Genomic DNA, 14912 nt, shown 5'->3' with positions numbered 1-14912 from the left:
CCTCCTCAGTGGGCCCCGAGCTGGATTTCGGCGCCGTCCTTGTCGTGTTCACCGAAGCGATCAACCAGGGTGGCGCTGGCGGCGTTCAGGCCGACGACCTCGACCGTGGTCCCTTCCCGGCGGAACTTGAGCACCGCCCGGTCCAGAGCGCCCACGGCCGAGATGTCCCAGAAATGAGCCTGGGACACATTGATCACCACGTTCTCGATCACCTCCTTGAAGTCGAAGGCGGCTGCGAAGGTGTCAGCGGACGCAAAGAAAATCTGGCCCTCGACGTCATAGGTCCGGGTACGGCCATCGGGGCTCAAGGCGCTCTGCACGGCCACGATCCGGGCGACCTTGCGGGCGAAGAAGATGCCGCTGAGCAGGACGCCCACCAGGACGCCGCGGGCCAGGTCATGGGTGGCGACAACCACCACCACCGTAGCAACCATGACCACTGAGGATGACCACGGATGGCTGCGCAGGTTGCGGATCGAGCCCCAGTTGAAGGTGCCGATCGAGACCATGATCATCACCGCCACCAGGGCGGCCATGGGGATCTGGGCCACCCACGGCCCCAGAACCACGATCAGGAACAGCAGAAAGCTCCCAGCCACCAGGGCCGACAGTCGCCCCCGACCGCCAGATTTCACATTGATCACCGACTGGCCGATCATGGCGCAGCCGCCCATGCCCCCCAGGAAGCCGGTGGCGAAGTTGGCGATCCCCTGGCCGCGACACTCGCGGTTCTTGTCGGAGCCCGTATCGGTCAGGTCATCGATGATGGTGGCGGTCAGCAGGCTTTCCAGCAGGCCGACCACGGCCATGGTCGCGGCATAGGGGAAGATGATCTGCAGGGTCTCCAGGGTCAGAGGCACCTGCGGGAAATGGAAGAACGGGATGCTGGTGGGCAGTTCACCGAGATCGCCCACCCTGCGGACGTCGAGACCCATATAGATCGCGACCCCCGAAAGCAGCACGATGGCCACCAGGGGCGAGGGGATGGCCCGGGTCAGGCGGGGGAACAGATAGATCACCCCGAGGCCAGCCGCGACCATGGCGTAGGTCTGCCAGCCCATGCCGATCAGCTCAGGCAGCTGGGCCATGAAGATCAGGATGGCCAGCGCATTGACGAAGCCGGTGATCACCGAGCGGGACACATAGCGCATAAGCCCGCCCAGCTTGGCGAGGCCCGCGCCGATCTGCAGCACGCCCATCAGGACGGTGGCGGCGAACAGGTATTCCACCCCGTGATCCCGGACCAGGTCACCGACCAGCAGGGCGATGGCCGCGGTGGCCGCCGAGATCATGCCGGGCCGCCCGCCCGTGAAGGCGATGATGACGGCAATGGAAAAAGAGGCATAGAGGCCGACGCGGGGGTCAACTCCGGCGATCACCGAAAAGCCGATGGCTTCGGGGATCAGGGCCAGGGCGACCACGATACCGGCCAGGACATCGCCGCGCACATTGAACAGCCAATCGCGCCTCAGCTTAGCGAGGAGAGTCATATGTTCGGGTTTCAGTCATTCATCGGGCCCAGGGCAGCGAGCGCCTCAGGGGGCCGTGCGTTGTCCGGGGGATAGGCGCCCGGCCGAGCCACCCGGCAAGCCGGGTCCGTCGATGGGGTCGGCTATGCCCGGCCTGAGCCACGATTGCAACCGCAGCGCCGCTGTGCCTCAGCATTGACAGAGTGCATCATCCACAAAAGGCGAAGGCCCGCAGGGTTACCTGCGGGCCTCCATGGTGGAGCTAAGCGGAGTCGAACCGCTGACCTCTTGAATGCCATTCAAGCGCTCTACCAGCTGAGCTATAGCCCCAGGTCCTGGGTTCTTCGGGCGGGCTTGCCCTCCCGAAGAGGCGCGGAACCTAGTCAAAGGTCTTGCGGCGATCAAGCACCATTTTCAGGGCTGATCGCCGGGACCTCAATCTTCGTCCGGTTCGGGGATTCCCTCGAGATCGGCGTCGTCAAAATCCTCGTCCTCTTCCTCGAGGAAGGGCACGGCCTCGTCGTCGTCGTCTTCCAGGTCGTCTTCATCGCTGAAGCCGGCCAGGTCGGCGTCGGGGGACTTTTTCTTGGCCACGCGCTCGACGGGCTCGGCGTCCTCATCCTCATCGTCCTCGACGGCGGGATCTTCGATCTCGTCGATCTCGGGCGTGCCGAGGTCCTCGTCCTCGTCCTCGTCGTCCTCGCCGCGGGCCTTGACCTGATCTTCGGCCTCGGCCTCCGGCTCTGGCATGGGCGCGCGACCGCGAACGCGGCGGGTTTTGACCGCCTCATCGGGATCAAATTCGTGATGGCACTTGGGGCACACAGCCGGTCGCTTGGTCAGGTCGTAGAACTTGGCCTGGCAGTTCGGGCAAACCTGCTTGGCGCCCAACTCTGGATTTGCCACGTGGGCGATCCCCTAAAGAGCGGTTTGACAGAAGCCGGCTCCCTTGCCACGGGCCAGGGCGGCTGTCAAAAGCAAAGCCCCACGGACAAACCCAAGGCCTTGAGGAGGCGTCCATTTCCATCACGGCGGCTGGACTGACCGCGACCCGCGGCGGCCCGCTGCGGGGCCGTGTCCGCGCTCCCGGCGACAAGTCCATTTCCCATCGCGCCCTGATCCTGGGTGCCATGGCCAGCGGAACCACAGATATCACCGGCCTGCTCGAGGGCGAGGACGTCAAGCGCACCGCCCAGGCAATGGCGGCCTTTGGTGCCCGCGTCGAGCGCCTGGGGCCTGGCGCTTGGCGCGTCGAGGGCCAGGGGGGCTTTGCTGAGCCCCTGGACGTGGTCGATTGCGGCAATGCCGGCACCGGGGTGCGGCTGATCATGGGGGCAGCTGCCGGTTTCGACCTCAGCGCCACCTTCACCGGCGATGCTTCCCTTCGGGGGCGCCCAATGAACCGGGTGCTCAAGCCCCTGGGGGAAATGGGGGCGACCTGGATCGCCCGCTCCGGCGGGCGGCTGCCTTTGACCCTGCGGGGCGGCGGTCTGAAAACCATCGCCTATCGGCTGCCCGAGCCGTCGGCACAGGTGAAGTCGGCGGTGCTGCTGGCGGGCCTGCATGCGGCAGGCGGTGCCCAGGTCATTGAGCCTGAGGCCACCCGTGATCACACCGAACGCATGCTGCGGGCCTTCGGGGCCAAGGTCGAGATCGAGCTGATGGCCGATGGCGCCCGCCTGATCACTGTGCCCGGCGCTCAAACCCTGAGCGGCGCTCAGGTGGCGGTCCCCGGCGATCCCTCCTCGGCGGCCTTCCCCCTGGTGGCGGCGCTGATTACGCCAGGCTCTGAGGTGACCGTGGAGGGGGTGCTGCTCAATCCCTTGCGGACCGCCCTGTTCCTGACCCTGCAGGAGATGGGCGCCGATCTGGTGATCTCCAACGTCCGGGACGAAGGCGGCGATCAGGTGGGGGACATCACGGCCCGCCATTCGTCCCTGCACGGCGTGGTCGTGCCCCCGGAGCGGGCCCCGGCCATGATCGATGAATATCCGATCCTGGCGGTCGCCGCCGCCTGCGCTTCAGGGCCAACCATCATGCGTGGCATCGGCGAGATGCGGGTCAAGGAAAGCGACCGCATCGCCCTGACCGCTGCGGGCCTCGCGGCCTGCGGAGTCAGTGTCGAGGAGGAGCCTGAGGGCCTGATTGTCAGCGGGACGGCCCGGGCCAACCATCCGGTGGCCGGGGGGGCTCAGGTGACCACCCACGGGGATCACCGCATCGCCATGGCTCACCTGGTCCTGGGGCTGGCCGCCGAGGCGCCGGTCACCGTGGACGAGCCTGGCATGATCGCCACTAGCTTTCCGGGCTTTGTCGAGATGATGAGCGGTCTGGGCGGTCAGATCACCGTGGCGGACCGCCTGACCGCATGAGCGGCTCCCAGGTGATCACCGTTGATGGTCCTGCGGCCTCGGGTAAGGGCACGATCGCAGCAGGACTGGGCCGCATTTATGGCCTGCCTGTGCTGGACTCAGGCCTGCTCTATAGGGCCGTCGGAGTGCTGCTGCAGCAGGCCGGCGGGGATCTGGGTGACCCGTTGGCCGCCGCCGCCATCGCCCGGGACCTGCGGCCAGAGGCCCTGGACCAGGACGCCTTTCGCACCCGCGCCGCCGGCGAGGCCGCCAGCCAGGTGGCTGTCCATCCCGAGGTTCGTCAGGTGCTGCTGGCCCTGCAGCGGGACTTTGCCGAACAACCCGGGGGGGCGGTGCTGGACGGGCGCGACATGGGTACGGTGATCTGCCCCACGGCTGGGGCCAAGCTCTATGTCACCGCCAGGCCGGAGGTGCGCGCTGAGCGCCGCTGGCGCCAGCTGACGGGCCAGGGCGAGGGGGTCGACCTGGCCGAGGTGCTGGCCGATATCCGGGTCCGTGACGCCCGCGACTCCGGCCGGGCGGCGGCACCCATGGCACCGGCGCCGGACGCTGTCTTGCTGGACACCTCGGAAATGACTATAGACCAAGCCGCCGATGCGGCCCGCCGCATCGTCGAGGCGGCGCGCGCCGCCCAACTTTCCTGAACAGGGCAGCTGGGCGAGCAAATCCAACCGCGCCTTTTCCTCGTCGGCTGCGGGCGAATTCATCGCGAGAGGCTCGCCTCACGTTTTCGGTTGCAACCCCTAACCTGACACCGGGAATCCGTCCTGAGACCGCGCGCGGCCAGGCGCCCGAGGTCAATTCGAACGAAAGAACACTATGGCTGACGATATGAGCCTCTCCCCCTCCCGCGACGACTTCGCCGCCCTCCTCGACGAGTCGCTTGGCGGCCGTGACTTCATGGAAGGCACCGTGGTCAAGGGCCTGGTGGTGGGCATCGAAAAGGACTTCGCCATCATCGATGTGGGCCTCAAGACCGAGGGCCGCGTCCTGCTGAAGGAATTCGGCGGCGAAGACGACAGCAAGGCCGTTGTGGCCATCGGCGATACGGTCGAGGTCTTCCTCGAGCGGGTCGAAAACGCCATGGGCGAAGCGGTGATCAGCCGCGACAAGGCCCGCCGCGAAGAGGCCTGGACCCGTCTGGAAGGGGTCTATGCCCTGAACGAGCCGGTCATGGGCTCCATCGTCGGCCGCGTGAAGGGCGGCTTCACCGTCGATCTCGGCGGCGCCTCGGCCTTCCTGCCGGGCAGCCAGGTCGATATCCGCCCGGTCCGCGACGTCGGCCCGCTGATGGGCAAGGAACAGCCCTTCGCCATTCTCAAGATGGACCGTCCCCGGGGCAATATCGTTGTCTCCCGCCGGGCCATTCTGGAAGAGGCCCGCGCCGAGCAGCGCACCGAGCTGGTGGCTCAGCTGCTGGAAGGCGAAGTCCGCGAAGGCGTGGTCAAGAACATCACCGATTACGGTGCGTTCGTGGACCTGGGCGGCATCGACGGCCTGCTGCATGTCACCGACATGAGCTGGAAGCGCGTCAACCATCCGAGCCAGGTTCTGGCGGTGGGCGACACGGTCAAGGTGCAGATCGTCAAGATCAACCCCGACACCCAGCGTATCTCGCTCGGCATGAAGCAGCTGCAGTCCGACCCCTGGGACGGCGTGGAAGCCAAGTATCCCGTCGGTGCCAAGTTCACCGGCCGCATCACCAACATCACCGACTACGGCGCCTTCGTGGAGCTGGAAGCCGGGGTCGAGGGCCTGGTGCACGTGTCGGAAATGTCCTGGACCAAGAAGAACGTCCATCCGGGCAAGATCGTCTCCACCTCGCAGGAAGTCGACGTGGTGGTGCTGGACGTCGATCCGTCCAAGCGTCGCGTGTCGCTGGGCCTGAAGCAGGCCATGGCCAACCCCTGGGACGCCTTCCTGGAAACCCATCCGGTCGGCTCCACCGTCGAGGGCGAAGTCAAGAACGCCACCGAGTTCGGCCTGTTCATCGGCCTGGAGAACGACATCGACGGCATGGTCCACCTGTCCGACCTGGACTGGACCGCGCCCGGCGAAGAGGTCATCACCCGCTATCAGAAGGGTGAGATGGTCAAGGCGCAGGTGCTGGATGTTGATGTCGAAAAGGAGCGCATCTCGCTCGGCATCAAGCAGCTGGCTGGTGATCCCATGGCTGGCGACGCCTACCGCAAGGGCCAGACCGTGACGGTCACCGTCACCGAGGTCACTTCGGGCGGCATCGAAGTCCGGCTCGGCGATGATGAAGCCCCGATGACGGCCTTCATCCGCAAGTCTGACCTGTCCCGCGACCGGGCCGACCAGCGCCCCGAGCGCTTCGCCGTGGGTGACCGCGTCGATGCTCAGGTGGCCAATGTCGACAAGGGTGCCCGTCGCCTGTCCCTGTCGATCAAGGCCCTGGAAATGGCCGAGGAAAAGGAAGCCATCGAGCAGTTCGGCTCGTCGGACTCCGGCGCGTCCCTCGGGGACATCCTTGGCGCGGCTCTCCGTGAAAAGGGCGCCGGCAAGGACTGATCGTCCTGCCTGTTCCATGATGAGGAAAGGCCCCGTCCGGATTTCCGGGCGGGGCTTTTTCGTGTCCGGAGGGCCGGGTTCCTGGACGGTGGGGCCGCATATGGCCTTGAACATCCTCAGGGACTCGCCCATGGTCGCCCCCGCCGAACCTCCGGAAAGTACGATGATCAAATCTGAACTGATCGCCCGTCTGGCCGAGGAAAACCCCCATCTGACCCAGCGCGATATCGAGCGGGTCGTGGGCGTCGTCCTGGAGCAGATGATCGTCGCCCTCGAACAGGGGGGCCGCGTCGAACTGCGGGGCTTTGGCGCCCTGTCGGTCCGCGCCAGGGATGCCCGCTCCGGGCGCAACCCGCGGACAGGGGAGCCTGTCGACGTCGAGGCCAAGCATGTCCCGTTCTTCAAGAGCGGCAAGGAACTGCGCGAGCGCCTTAACGCCGACTGATCGGCGGGATGTTCCGCGTCCCTTGATTCCCTAACCCCTAGGACTGTCCCCCGTGAGCATCGTCTCGGAATTCCGCGAGTTCATCTCCCGCGGTAACGTCATCGACCTGGCCGTAGGCGTCATCATCGGTGCCTCTTTCAATTCCATCGTCAAAAGCCTGGTGGACCAGGTGATCATGCCTCCCATTGGGCTGCTCACCGGCGGCGTAGATTTTTCCCGCCTGACCTGGGTGCTGAGGCCGGAGGATCCCGCCACCGAGGCGGTGGAACTGGTGGCCATCCAATACGGTGCCTTCATCAATACGGTGATCCAGTTCCTGATCGTGGCCTGGGCGGTCTTCCTGCTGGTCAAGCTGGTCAACACCATTCGGCGCAACGAGGCTGAAAAGCCCCCGGAAGCCCAGCCGGCCCCCACGCCTACCGAGGTGCTGCTGATGGAGATCCGGGATCAGCTGAAAGCTCAGGCTGACCTAAAGGCGCCCGCAAAGCCCAAGGTGCCCCCCAAGACCTGATTTGCGCCGGCGCCTTGCGGACCGGGGTTCTGATCCCCTAATCGACGAGACATGAGCGCCCCCCGCATCGCCTCGAAGATCTGCGGCCTGTCCACGCCGCAGGCGGTCACTGCCGCCCTGGAGGGGCGTGCGGCCTATCTGGGCTTCATCTTCTTTGCCGCCAGCCCACGCAATGTGACCCCGGAAGCCGCCGGTGCCCTGACCGCGCCGGTGCGTGGCGAGGCCCAGGTGGTGGCGGTCAGCGTCGATCCGTCCGATACGCTCATCGACCAGATCATGACCCACCTGCGCCCGGACCTGATCCAGCTGCATGGGGCCGAGCCCCCGGCCCGGGTGGCCGCCATCGGCCAGCGCACCGGCGCAAAGACCATCAAGGTGATCCCGGTGTCCGGGCCAGACGACCTCACCAGCGTCAGCGCCTATGAGAGTGCCGCAGACCACCTGATGTTTGAGGGCCGCCCCCCCAAGGATGCAACCCTGCCCGGCGGCGTCGGTGCCCGCTTCGACTGGACCCTGTTATCGGGTCGCCGGTTTTCCAGGCCGTGGTTCCTGGCCGGCGGCCTTGATCCCTGGAACGTCGCTGAGGCCATCAGCCTCTCGGGCGCGCCCGCCGTGGACGTTTCCTCTGGCGTGGAGCGCGGTCCCGGACTAAAGGACCCGGCTTTGATCACGGCATTTCTAGACGCCGTGCGCCGCGCATGACGAGCTCTTTGCAAGGACGCGCAAGACGATGAACGCCCCGACGCAGGCCATGGTGCCCCCCGCGACGCCCAACGATTTTGCCGCCTATCCGGACGCCCATGGGCGGTTTGGACAGTTTGGCGGCCGCTATGTGGCCGAAACCCTGATGCCGCTGGTGCTGGACCTGGAGGCCTCTTATCTGGCCACCAAGCAGGACGCCGCCTTCCAGGCCGAGCTGAACGGCCTGCTCACCCACTATGTGGGCCGGCCTTCGCCGCTCTATTTCGCTGAGCGCCTCACCGACCACTTCGGCGGGGCCAAGATCTATTTCAAGCGCGAGGACCTGAATCACACCGGCGCGCACAAGATCAACAACTGCATCGGCCAGATTCTGCTGGCCAGGCGCATGGGCAAGACCCGGATCATCGCCGAGACCGGCGCGGGCCAGCACGGGGTGGCCACGGCCACCGTCTGCGCCCGCTTTGGCCTGCCCTGCGTGGTCTATATGGGCGCTTTGGATGTGGCCCGGCAGCGGCCCAACGTGTTCCGCATGAACCTGCTGGGGGCAGAGGTCATGCCCGTGACCAGCGGCGCCTCGACCCTGAAAGACGCCATGAACGAGGCCTTGCGCGACTGGGTCACGAACGTGGAGGACACCTACTATCTCATCGGCTCGGCGGCCGGTCCTCACCCCTATCCGATGATGGTGCGGGACTTCCAGGCGATCATGGGCCGGGAGATCCGCGAGCAGGTGCTTGAGGCCGAGGGCCGACTGCCCGACGCCGTGGTCGCCTGCGTCGGCGGCGGCTCCAATGCCATCGGCACCTTCCATCCCTTCCTGAACGACGAGTCGGTGCGGATCATCGGGGTCGAGGCGGCCGGCGACGGCATGGGCACCGACCGCCACGCCGCAGCCATCAATGGGGGTCGCCCTGGCGTTCTGCACGGCAACAAGACCTATCTGCTGCAGGACCCTGAGGGCCAGATCACCGAGGCTCACTCCATTTCGGCTGGCCTCGACTATCCGGGCATCGGGCCCGAGCATTCCTGGTTGCACGATGTGGGTCGGGCTCAGTACCTGACCTGCACTGACACCGAGGCGCTGGACGCCTTCAAGCTCTGCGCCGAGCTGGAGGGCATCATTCCCGCCCTCGAAACCGCCCACGCCATTGCCCGTCTGCCTGACATCGCCCGCGATGTGGGCAAGGGTGGGATCGTGGTGATGAACCTCTCAGGCCGGGGCGATAAGGACGTGGCCACTGTGGCCGACCACCTGGGACGCACCATCTGATGAAATCCCGTATCGACGCCCGGTTTGCCGCGCTGAAGGCGCAGGATCGCGCCGCCTTTGTCGCCTATGTGATGGCTGGCGATCCGGACCGGGCCACGGCCCTGAAAATCCTGCAGGGTCTGCCGGCCGCCGGTGCTGATCTGATTGAGCTGGGCTTTCCCTTCTCCGATCCCATGGCCGAGGGCCCGCCGATCCAGAAGGCCGCCCAGCGCGCCCTCAAGAATGGCATGACCCTGAAGGGCGTACTGGACCTGGCTGCGGAGTTTCGCCAGACCGATCAGACCACGCCCCTGATCATGATGGGGTATCTCAATCCCCTGGTGACCTGGGGCTTTGAGGGCTTTGCCCAGGCCGCATCGGCCGCCGGCATTGACGGGCTGATCGTCGTCGACTGCCCGCCGGAGGAGGCCGACCCCCTGGCCGACGCCCTGGACGCCGCCGACATCTCCCTGATCCGGCTGGCGACGCCTACCACCGACGACAAGCGCCTGCCGGTGGTCCTGCGGCGGACCTCGGGCTTTGTCTATTATGTCTCCGTGACCGGGGTGACTGGTGCCAAGGAGGCCGACGCCGAGGCCGTGCGGCCGGCCGTGGCCCGCATCCGCGCTGCGTCTGGTCTGCCGGTGGCGGTGGGCTTTGGCATTCGGACGCCGGAGCGCGCCGGCGCTATCGCCCAGGTGGCCGACGCTGCCGTGGTCGGCTCGGCCCTGGTGGACGAGGTGGCCGACGCCCTGGAGCGCAACGAAGACGTGACCGCCCGGGTGCTTTCCAAAGTTGAATCCCTGGCTAAGGCTGTCCGTATGGCCCGCGCCGGCTCCATACCGGCCTAGACCCCGATCGAGATGGCAGATCAGAAGAACGAAAAGCCCGCCCGCCCGCAAGGCTCTCAGGGCGGCTGGCTGTCCCGGATTGCGCCGGGGATCCGCAACGCCTTCGTCAAGCGCGAGACCCCGGAGAACCTCTGGGTCAAATGCCCTGACACCGGGGAGATGATCTATCGCCCCGACCTGGAGGCCGCCCTGTGGGTGACCCCATCAGGGCACCACATGCGCATCGGGGCCAAGGAACGGCTGAAGATCACCTTCGATGACGGTGTGGTCGAGCGCATCGCCACCCCGCATGTGACCGAAGACCCGCTCAAGTTCCCCGATGACCGGCCCTATGGCGAACGGCTGAAGGCCGCCCGCAAGGCCACCGGCGAACATGACGCCATGGCCATCGGGGTCGGCAAGATCCAGGGCCAGACGGCTGTGGTGGTGGTCCAGGACTTCGCCTTCATGGGCGGCTCCCTGGGCATGGCGGCCGGTGAGACCTTCATCAAGGCCGCCCATGAGGCCATCGCCCGGCAGTGCCCCTTCGTGATCTTCACGGCCTCCGGGGGCGCGCGGATGCAGGAGGGGACCCTGTCCCTGATGCAGATGACCCGCACGACCCTGGCGGTCAATGAGCTGAAGGCTGCGGGCCTGCCCTATATCGTCGTGCTCACCGACCCCACGTCTGGCGGGGTGACCGCCTCCTACGCCATGCTCGGCGACGTGCACCTGGCCGAGCCCAACGCCATGATCGCGTTTTCCGGCCGCCGGGTGATCGAGCAGACCATCCGTGAAATCCTGCCGCCGGGCTTTCAGCGTTCAGAGTTCCTGGCGGAACGCGGCATGGTCGATCGGGTGGTCAGCCGCCCCGACCTGCCGGCCATGCTGGGCTCGATCCTGAAGACCCTGATGCTCGGACGCGCCCGTTCCCGCGCCGCCTGATACCTCCCAACACCCAAGGCCCCGCCGCCAGAGCCCTCGCCATGTATGATCCGATCCGGGCCTCAGACGCGGTGATCGCCCGTCTGCGCGCCAACCACCCCAGCCTGATCGACCTGACCACCGGGCGGGTGGAGCGGCTGCTGGCCGCCCTTGGCCACCCGGAGCGTCAGCTGCCGCCGGTGATCCATGTGGCGGGCACCAATGGCAAGGGCTCGACGGTGGCCTATATGCGCGCCATGGCCGAGGCGGCGGGCCTCAAGGTCCATGTGCTCACCTCGCCGCATCTGGTCCGCTTTGCCGAGCGCATCCGCGTGGCCGGGGAACTGATCACCGATGCGCGGCTGGAGGCCCTGATCGGCGAGGTCGAAGCGGTCAATGCCGGCCAGCCCATCAGCTTCTTTGAGATCACCACGGTGATCGCCCTGCAGGCCTTTGCCCAGACGCCGGCGGATCTGTGCCTGATCGAGGTGGGGCTTGGCGGGCGGTTTGACGCCACCAATGTCTTCGACGCTCCGGACCTCTGTGTGATCACCCCGGTGGACTATGACCATCTGGAGATGCTGGGGCCGGAGCTGTCCAAGATCGCCTGGGAGAAGGCCGGCATCATCAAGGCCGGCCGTCCGGTGGTGGTCGCCCATCAGATGGAAGAAGGTCTGGACGTCGTCAAGGCCCAGGCCGAGGCCTTGGGCGCGCCCATGACCCTGATGGGCGTCGACGCCGACGCCTGGGAGGCCGATGGCCGGCTGCTGGTCCAGCTGGGCGAGCGCCTGCTGGACCTGCCGCCCCCGGCCCTGTTTGGCCCCCATCAGTTCGACAATGCCGGGGTGGCGGTGGCCGCCCTTCTGACCCTGAACGATCCGCGCATTGATGAGGCCGCCATGGGCCGGGGTGTGGCCAGCGCCCAGTGGCCGGCCAGGTTCCAGCGCCTGACCCAGGGCCGCCTGGGCGAGATGGCGGCAGATCGCGGCGCGGTCCTGTGGCTCGACGGCGGACACAACCCCCACGCGGGCGCGGCCCTAGCCCAGTCGCTGCTGCGGCTGACGGCGCGGGATCCCCGCCCGGTGGTGCTGATCACCGCCATGTTCGCCCGCAAGGACGCCGTCGGTTTCTTCGCCCCCTTCGCCGACCTGCGGCCCAGGGTGGTGGCCACCAGCTTTGACTCCCCCAATGCTGCCCCGGCTGAGGAGATCGCCACCGCCGCCCGCACCGCCGGGCTGGACGCGCAGATCGCCGACGATGTCACCGCGGCCCTGTCCGCCGCCCTGTCGCAGGAGGGTCCCGCCCCGCATATTCTGATCTGCGGCGGGCTGCACTTTGCCGGGGATGTCCTGGCCATGGACCCGGAGACCTGGCCCCGCTGAGCCCCCGACCGGGCGTGCCGGGGTGGCCTGTGGCGGCTGATCGGGCTAAGGCCTTCCCATGGCGCGCACCAAGCTGAATCCTGAGTTTCCCATCACGGTGGACGGGGACCCCTATGTCTGGCGGCTGCAGCGCCAGCCCCAGTGGTCCAGCGACACGGCAGGGTGGCGCGGCATGGCGCTGGCCGTCCGCCATGTGGAGGGTCAGCGGGAGGCGGTGGTGGAGTTTCCGCCCGGTCCCCAGCGCCGCTACGGTGCCCCCCAGCTTCAGCCCGCGCACATCTCCACAGACCTGGTGGCCCGGGCCATCACCTCGGCCATCGCGGCAGGCTGGGAACCCCTGTCCCGGGGCAAGACCGTCGCCATCGTCGTCGATGCCGAAGGCCGCTGAGCGCGGCGGCGCGAGGTCGATCGGTCGGCCAGGGCCGGGGCGCAAAAGCCCATCTCCATCCCTAGAGCACCAGTCGGAGGATCGTTTGCACCCCCCAGCCCACCAGGATGATTGTAGCCATCGCGAGCGCTAGAAGGCTCAAGAGGCTGGGCCTTGGCTGTTCGCTCTGCACAGGTGGCCCAGGGGGTCTGGGGGGCTTGGGCCGGTCACGGGCCACCGGTCGCGCAGCGGTGGCCCGCAGACGGACCCAGTCGGTGGCCTCATCCTCGTCATAGACGAACCCCGTATAGTGGGCGATCACCTGCATGGGGGCTTCGAAGACGATGTCGGCGCCGTCATCATCGTCTGGGTCCTCCAAGGCCTTGGCTTTCAGCTCAGCCACGATGGCCGGCGGTTCGCCCTCTATGGCCAGGGGGTCGTCTTCATCCTCCGGGTCATGGATCATGGACCACTGACGCTGACCGTCCTGGTAACCGCAGGCCTCAGAAAACATGACGATGGTGCTCATCTCGGCGCCCAACGCCAACCGCTGTGTGGTGGCCGCCGCGCTGGCCAGGTCCGAGGCGAGGTCCAGGCCCTCCTGGCTGGCCACGACCAACCAGCCCCCCGGAAACGCCCGGCAGCTATAGTTGCCCTCAAACCAGCTACCCGCCTCCCCATCGGGGAGGACCTCAAGCTGCAGCGCCGCCAGAACCTCGTCCCGGCTTGCGCCCTGAACGGCAATCCAAGTCGCTCTCATGGCGCAGTCCCTTCCCATCCTGATGTTTTGTCGGCCTTCGCCCGGTCCCATGGGAAAAAGAGCGCAGCCGGCAGCCCGACCGCTGCGCCAACATCTTGGGGAAGGGTATGATCGACACGGTAATTCTTGAGCTGCGCGTGGGCTTCGGCTTGGCGTTTGGAGAGCCTTGCAAAGCGCCCAAACTTAGACTCAATGACCTCGTGCACCTCGCCGTTACGATAAGATCGCATGTCCGGAATGGTGTAACCGCCCAAGGGCAGGTCTTCTTTCCGTTTTCGTCCACCTTCAGTCTTATCTCCACGCGCAAGGTTTCTGATTTTAGACACGGTCTCCCCAGCGACCTCTTTGGCCGTTCTTGACATGTTGTCGCTATATTTGGTCGCCATTCCTCCGGTGATGCCTCCGATCATCGCCGCTGTGGCGGCCGCTTCTCGGCCCTCTGTCGCGGTCTGGGCGTTGACGCCGCCGTTCAGGGTGTCCTGGGCGACCGTCTGGGTGAGCCCGGCCATGCCGCTGGCCTGGACGACATGGCCCCGCGAGAGCGCCGCGGCGCCAAGCGCCCCGCCTAGGACGGCGCCGCCATAATCCGCTGGCGTTCCCAAGGCCCCCTTCTGGGCATCGTGAGCAACTTGACCCACGCCGCCGAGCGCCCCGCCAGCCCCTGCCAGGGCGGCGTACTCTCGCAGGATCAAGGGGGAGGCCTGCGCGATGCGACCCCCGCGCGCAGCGGAAGCAAGAAGTGCCCCAGGCCCCAGAAACGCGCCCAGGCCGATCACCTGAGCGCCAACCCCCAGAACCTGTCCGGTGGCTCTTGCCGCGCCATACTGCTGAGCATCCGCCGCGTCCCGCGCCCGCTCCTGTTCCATTTTGTGGTGAAAAGCGGCGGCCAGGGGCTCACCCTGAAGGGCATCGCCTAGGGCGCCGAGGCCCGCATAGGCCCGGTCGCCCAGGCCCAGCGTGAAGGCGTCCTGCGCGCCGCGGGCGGCGGCACCCAGCTGGGCCCGGGTCTCGTCCAGGAAGCCATCGTCTTTTACTGTGGGCCGCACAGTCGGCGTTGGCCGCGCCGGCTGCGGGGCCCTGGCGGCGGGCCGGGGCGGCGGCGCTGGCGCCACGGGGGGCGTGAACCGCCGAGCAGCCTCGTCAACCACCCGCTCGGCCTGGGTAACTACCGTCTGGGCAAGCGCCTGGGCCCGCCGAACCGCCTTCTGCCGTTCGGCCTCAATGCGCCGCTCGGCATCTTCAAGGTGGCGCTGGGCGTTGGCCTGCTGCGCCTCGATCCAGCCCTCAAAGGCACTGGCACCTTGGCGAACGCCAACGTGAACGTTTCTCAAACCGCGCTCCTGTCATGGGGCCTCCCCTGCACGCACCC

Annotated in this window: 15 protein-coding genes, 1 tRNA gene and 1 other annotated feature; of the genes, 11 read left to right on the top strand and 5 right to left on the bottom strand. The window is 67.1% G+C overall.

Going from position 1 to position 14912, the window contains the following annotated elements; all coding sequences use genetic code 11:
• Nucleotides 1-5: 5 nt before the first annotated feature.
• The 3 genes from MH112_RS04035 to MH112_RS04025 form a co-directional block, all read right to left on the bottom strand.
• Nucleotides 6-1490, bottom strand: coding sequence for a SulP family inorganic anion transporter (locus tag MH112_RS04035; RefSeq protein WP_296564220.1), 1485 nt, complete (start codon nt 1488-1490; stop codon nt 6-8).
• A gap of 58 nt (nt 1491-1548) precedes the next feature.
• Nucleotides 1549-1601: a sequence feature (sul1 is cis-regulatory element that is thought to sense ions involved in sulfur or methionine metabolism; They are found in Alphaproteobacteria), on the bottom strand.
• A 122-nt stretch (nt 1602-1723) separates the two neighbouring features.
• A tRNA-Ala gene (locus tag MH112_RS04030) sits at nt 1724-1799 on the bottom strand.
• 105 nt (nt 1800-1904) lie between these two features.
• Complete coding sequence (locus MH112_RS04025) at nt 1905-2375, bottom strand: TIGR02300 family protein (protein WP_296564217.1); 471 nt, start codon at nt 2373-2375, stop codon at nt 1905-1907.
• A gap of 119 nt (nt 2376-2494) precedes the next feature.
• Here MH112_RS04025 and aroA point away from each other — a divergent pair, with 119 nt between their 5' ends.
• The 11 genes from aroA to MH112_RS03970 all read left to right on the top strand — a co-directional run bounded on the left by aroA (nt 2495) and on the right by MH112_RS03970 (nt 12804).
• Nucleotides 2495-3841, top strand: coding sequence for a 3-phosphoshikimate 1-carboxyvinyltransferase (gene aroA / locus MH112_RS04020; protein ID WP_296564603.1), 1347 nt, complete (start codon nt 2495-2497; stop codon nt 3839-3841).
• Nucleotides 3838-4485: a (d)CMP kinase gene (cmk, locus tag MH112_RS04015; protein ID WP_296564214.1), complete on the top strand. Its 648-nt coding sequence runs from the start codon at nt 3838-3840 to the stop codon at nt 4483-4485. The genes aroA and cmk overlap by 4 nt, the downstream gene beginning before the upstream one ends.
• Nucleotides 4486-4660: 175 nt before the next feature.
• The gene (rpsA, locus tag MH112_RS04010; RefSeq protein WP_296564211.1) at nt 4661-6373 is read left to right on the top strand and encodes a 30S ribosomal protein S1; all 1713 of its coding nucleotides are present in this window, start codon (nt 4661-4663) and stop codon (nt 6371-6373) included.
• A 163-nt stretch (nt 6374-6536) separates the two neighbouring features.
• On the top strand, nt 6537-6818 hold the full coding sequence (locus MH112_RS04005) for an integration host factor subunit beta (protein WP_296564207.1): 282 nt from the start codon (nt 6537-6539) through the stop codon (nt 6816-6818).
• A 52-nt stretch (nt 6819-6870) separates the two neighbouring features.
• Nucleotides 6871-7329, top strand: a complete 459-nt coding sequence (mscL, locus tag MH112_RS04000) for a large-conductance mechanosensitive channel protein MscL (RefSeq protein ID WP_296564204.1) — start codon at nt 6871-6873, stop codon at nt 7327-7329.
• 51 nt (nt 7330-7380) lie between these two features.
• Nucleotides 7381-8031, top strand: a complete 651-nt coding sequence (locus MH112_RS03995) for a phosphoribosylanthranilate isomerase (protein ID WP_296564201.1) — start codon at nt 7381-7383, stop codon at nt 8029-8031.
• A gap of 49 nt (nt 8032-8080) precedes the next feature.
• The gene (gene trpB / locus MH112_RS03990; protein ID WP_296564599.1) at nt 8081-9301 is read left to right on the top strand and encodes a tryptophan synthase subunit beta; all 1221 of its coding nucleotides are present in this window, start codon (nt 8081-8083) and stop codon (nt 9299-9301) included.
• On the top strand, nt 9298-10131 hold the full coding sequence (gene trpA / locus MH112_RS03985; RefSeq protein WP_296564596.1) for a tryptophan synthase subunit alpha: 834 nt from the start codon (nt 9298-9300) through the stop codon (nt 10129-10131). The genes trpB and trpA overlap by 4 nt, the downstream gene beginning before the upstream one ends.
• Nucleotides 10132-10143: 12 nt before the next feature.
• A complete protein-coding gene (gene accD / locus MH112_RS03980; RefSeq protein WP_296564199.1) occupies nt 10144-11055 on the top strand; it encodes an acetyl-CoA carboxylase, carboxyltransferase subunit beta in 912 nt (303 codons plus the stop codon).
• A gap of 41 nt (nt 11056-11096) precedes the next feature.
• Nucleotides 11097-12416 carry a folylpolyglutamate synthase/dihydrofolate synthase family protein gene (locus MH112_RS03975; protein ID WP_296564198.1) on the top strand — a complete coding sequence of 440 codons (1320 nt, stop codon included), beginning with the start codon at nt 11097-11099 and terminating at the stop codon, nt 12414-12416.
• A 58-nt stretch (nt 12417-12474) separates the two neighbouring features.
• The gene (locus MH112_RS03970) at nt 12475-12804 is read left to right on the top strand and encodes a hypothetical protein (RefSeq protein WP_296564195.1); all 330 of its coding nucleotides are present in this window, start codon (nt 12475-12477) and stop codon (nt 12802-12804) included.
• A 61-nt stretch (nt 12805-12865) separates the two neighbouring features.
• Here MH112_RS03970 and MH112_RS03965 read toward each other — a convergent pair whose 3' ends face one another.
• Both MH112_RS03965 and MH112_RS03960 read right to left on the bottom strand, forming a co-directional pair.
• Nucleotides 12866-13543 (bottom strand): hypothetical protein, encoded by a 678-nt coding sequence (locus MH112_RS03965; protein WP_296564192.1) that lies wholly within the window; start codon nt 13541-13543, stop codon nt 12866-12868.
• Nucleotides 13540-14874: a hypothetical protein gene (locus MH112_RS03960; RefSeq protein WP_296564190.1), complete on the bottom strand. Its 1335-nt coding sequence runs from the start codon at nt 14872-14874 to the stop codon at nt 13540-13542. The genes MH112_RS03965 and MH112_RS03960 overlap by 4 nt, the downstream gene beginning before the upstream one ends.
• Nucleotides 14875-14912 lie beyond the last annotated feature (38 nt).

Origin of the sequence: Phenylobacterium sp. (assembly GCF_022402485.1) — a bacterium.
In the GTDB taxonomy this organism is placed as follows: domain Bacteria; phylum Pseudomonadota; class Alphaproteobacteria; order Caulobacterales; family Caulobacteraceae; genus Phenylobacterium.
Note: the sequence above shows the minus strand (reverse complement) of the source record. Positions and strands in the feature narration are given on the sequence as shown.

Bases quoted from the DNA above. Each gene is read 5' to 3' on its own strand.
- MH112_RS04035 (WP_296564220.1), bottom strand. From the start codon at position 1,490: ATGACTCTCCTCGCTAAGCTGAGGCGCGATTGGCTGTTCAATGTGCGC.
- cmk (WP_296564214.1), top strand. From the start codon at position 3,838: ATGAGCGGCTCCCAGGTGATCACCGTTGATGGTCCTGCGGCCTCGGGT.
- rpsA (WP_296564211.1), top strand. From the start codon at position 4,661: ATGGCTGACGATATGAGCCTCTCCCCCTCCCGCGACGACTTCGCCGCC.
- MH112_RS04005 (WP_296564207.1), top strand. From the start codon at position 6,537: ATGATCAAATCTGAACTGATCGCCCGTCTGGCCGAGGAAAACCCCCAT.
- MH112_RS03995 (WP_296564201.1), top strand. From the start codon at position 7,381: ATGAGCGCCCCCCGCATCGCCTCGAAGATCTGCGGCCTGTCCACGCCG.
- trpB (WP_296564599.1), top strand. From the start codon at position 8,081: ATGGTGCCCCCCGCGACGCCCAACGATTTTGCCGCCTATCCGGACGCC.
- accD (WP_296564199.1), top strand. From the start codon at position 10,144: ATGGCAGATCAGAAGAACGAAAAGCCCGCCCGCCCGCAAGGCTCTCAG.
- MH112_RS03975 (WP_296564198.1), top strand. From the start codon at position 11,097: ATGTATGATCCGATCCGGGCCTCAGACGCGGTGATCGCCCGTCTGCGC.
- MH112_RS03970 (WP_296564195.1), top strand. From the start codon at position 12,475: ATGGCGCGCACCAAGCTGAATCCTGAGTTTCCCATCACGGTGGACGGG.
- MH112_RS03965 (WP_296564192.1), bottom strand. From the start codon at position 13,543: ATGAGAGCGACTTGGATTGCCGTTCAGGGCGCAAGCCGGGACGAGGTT.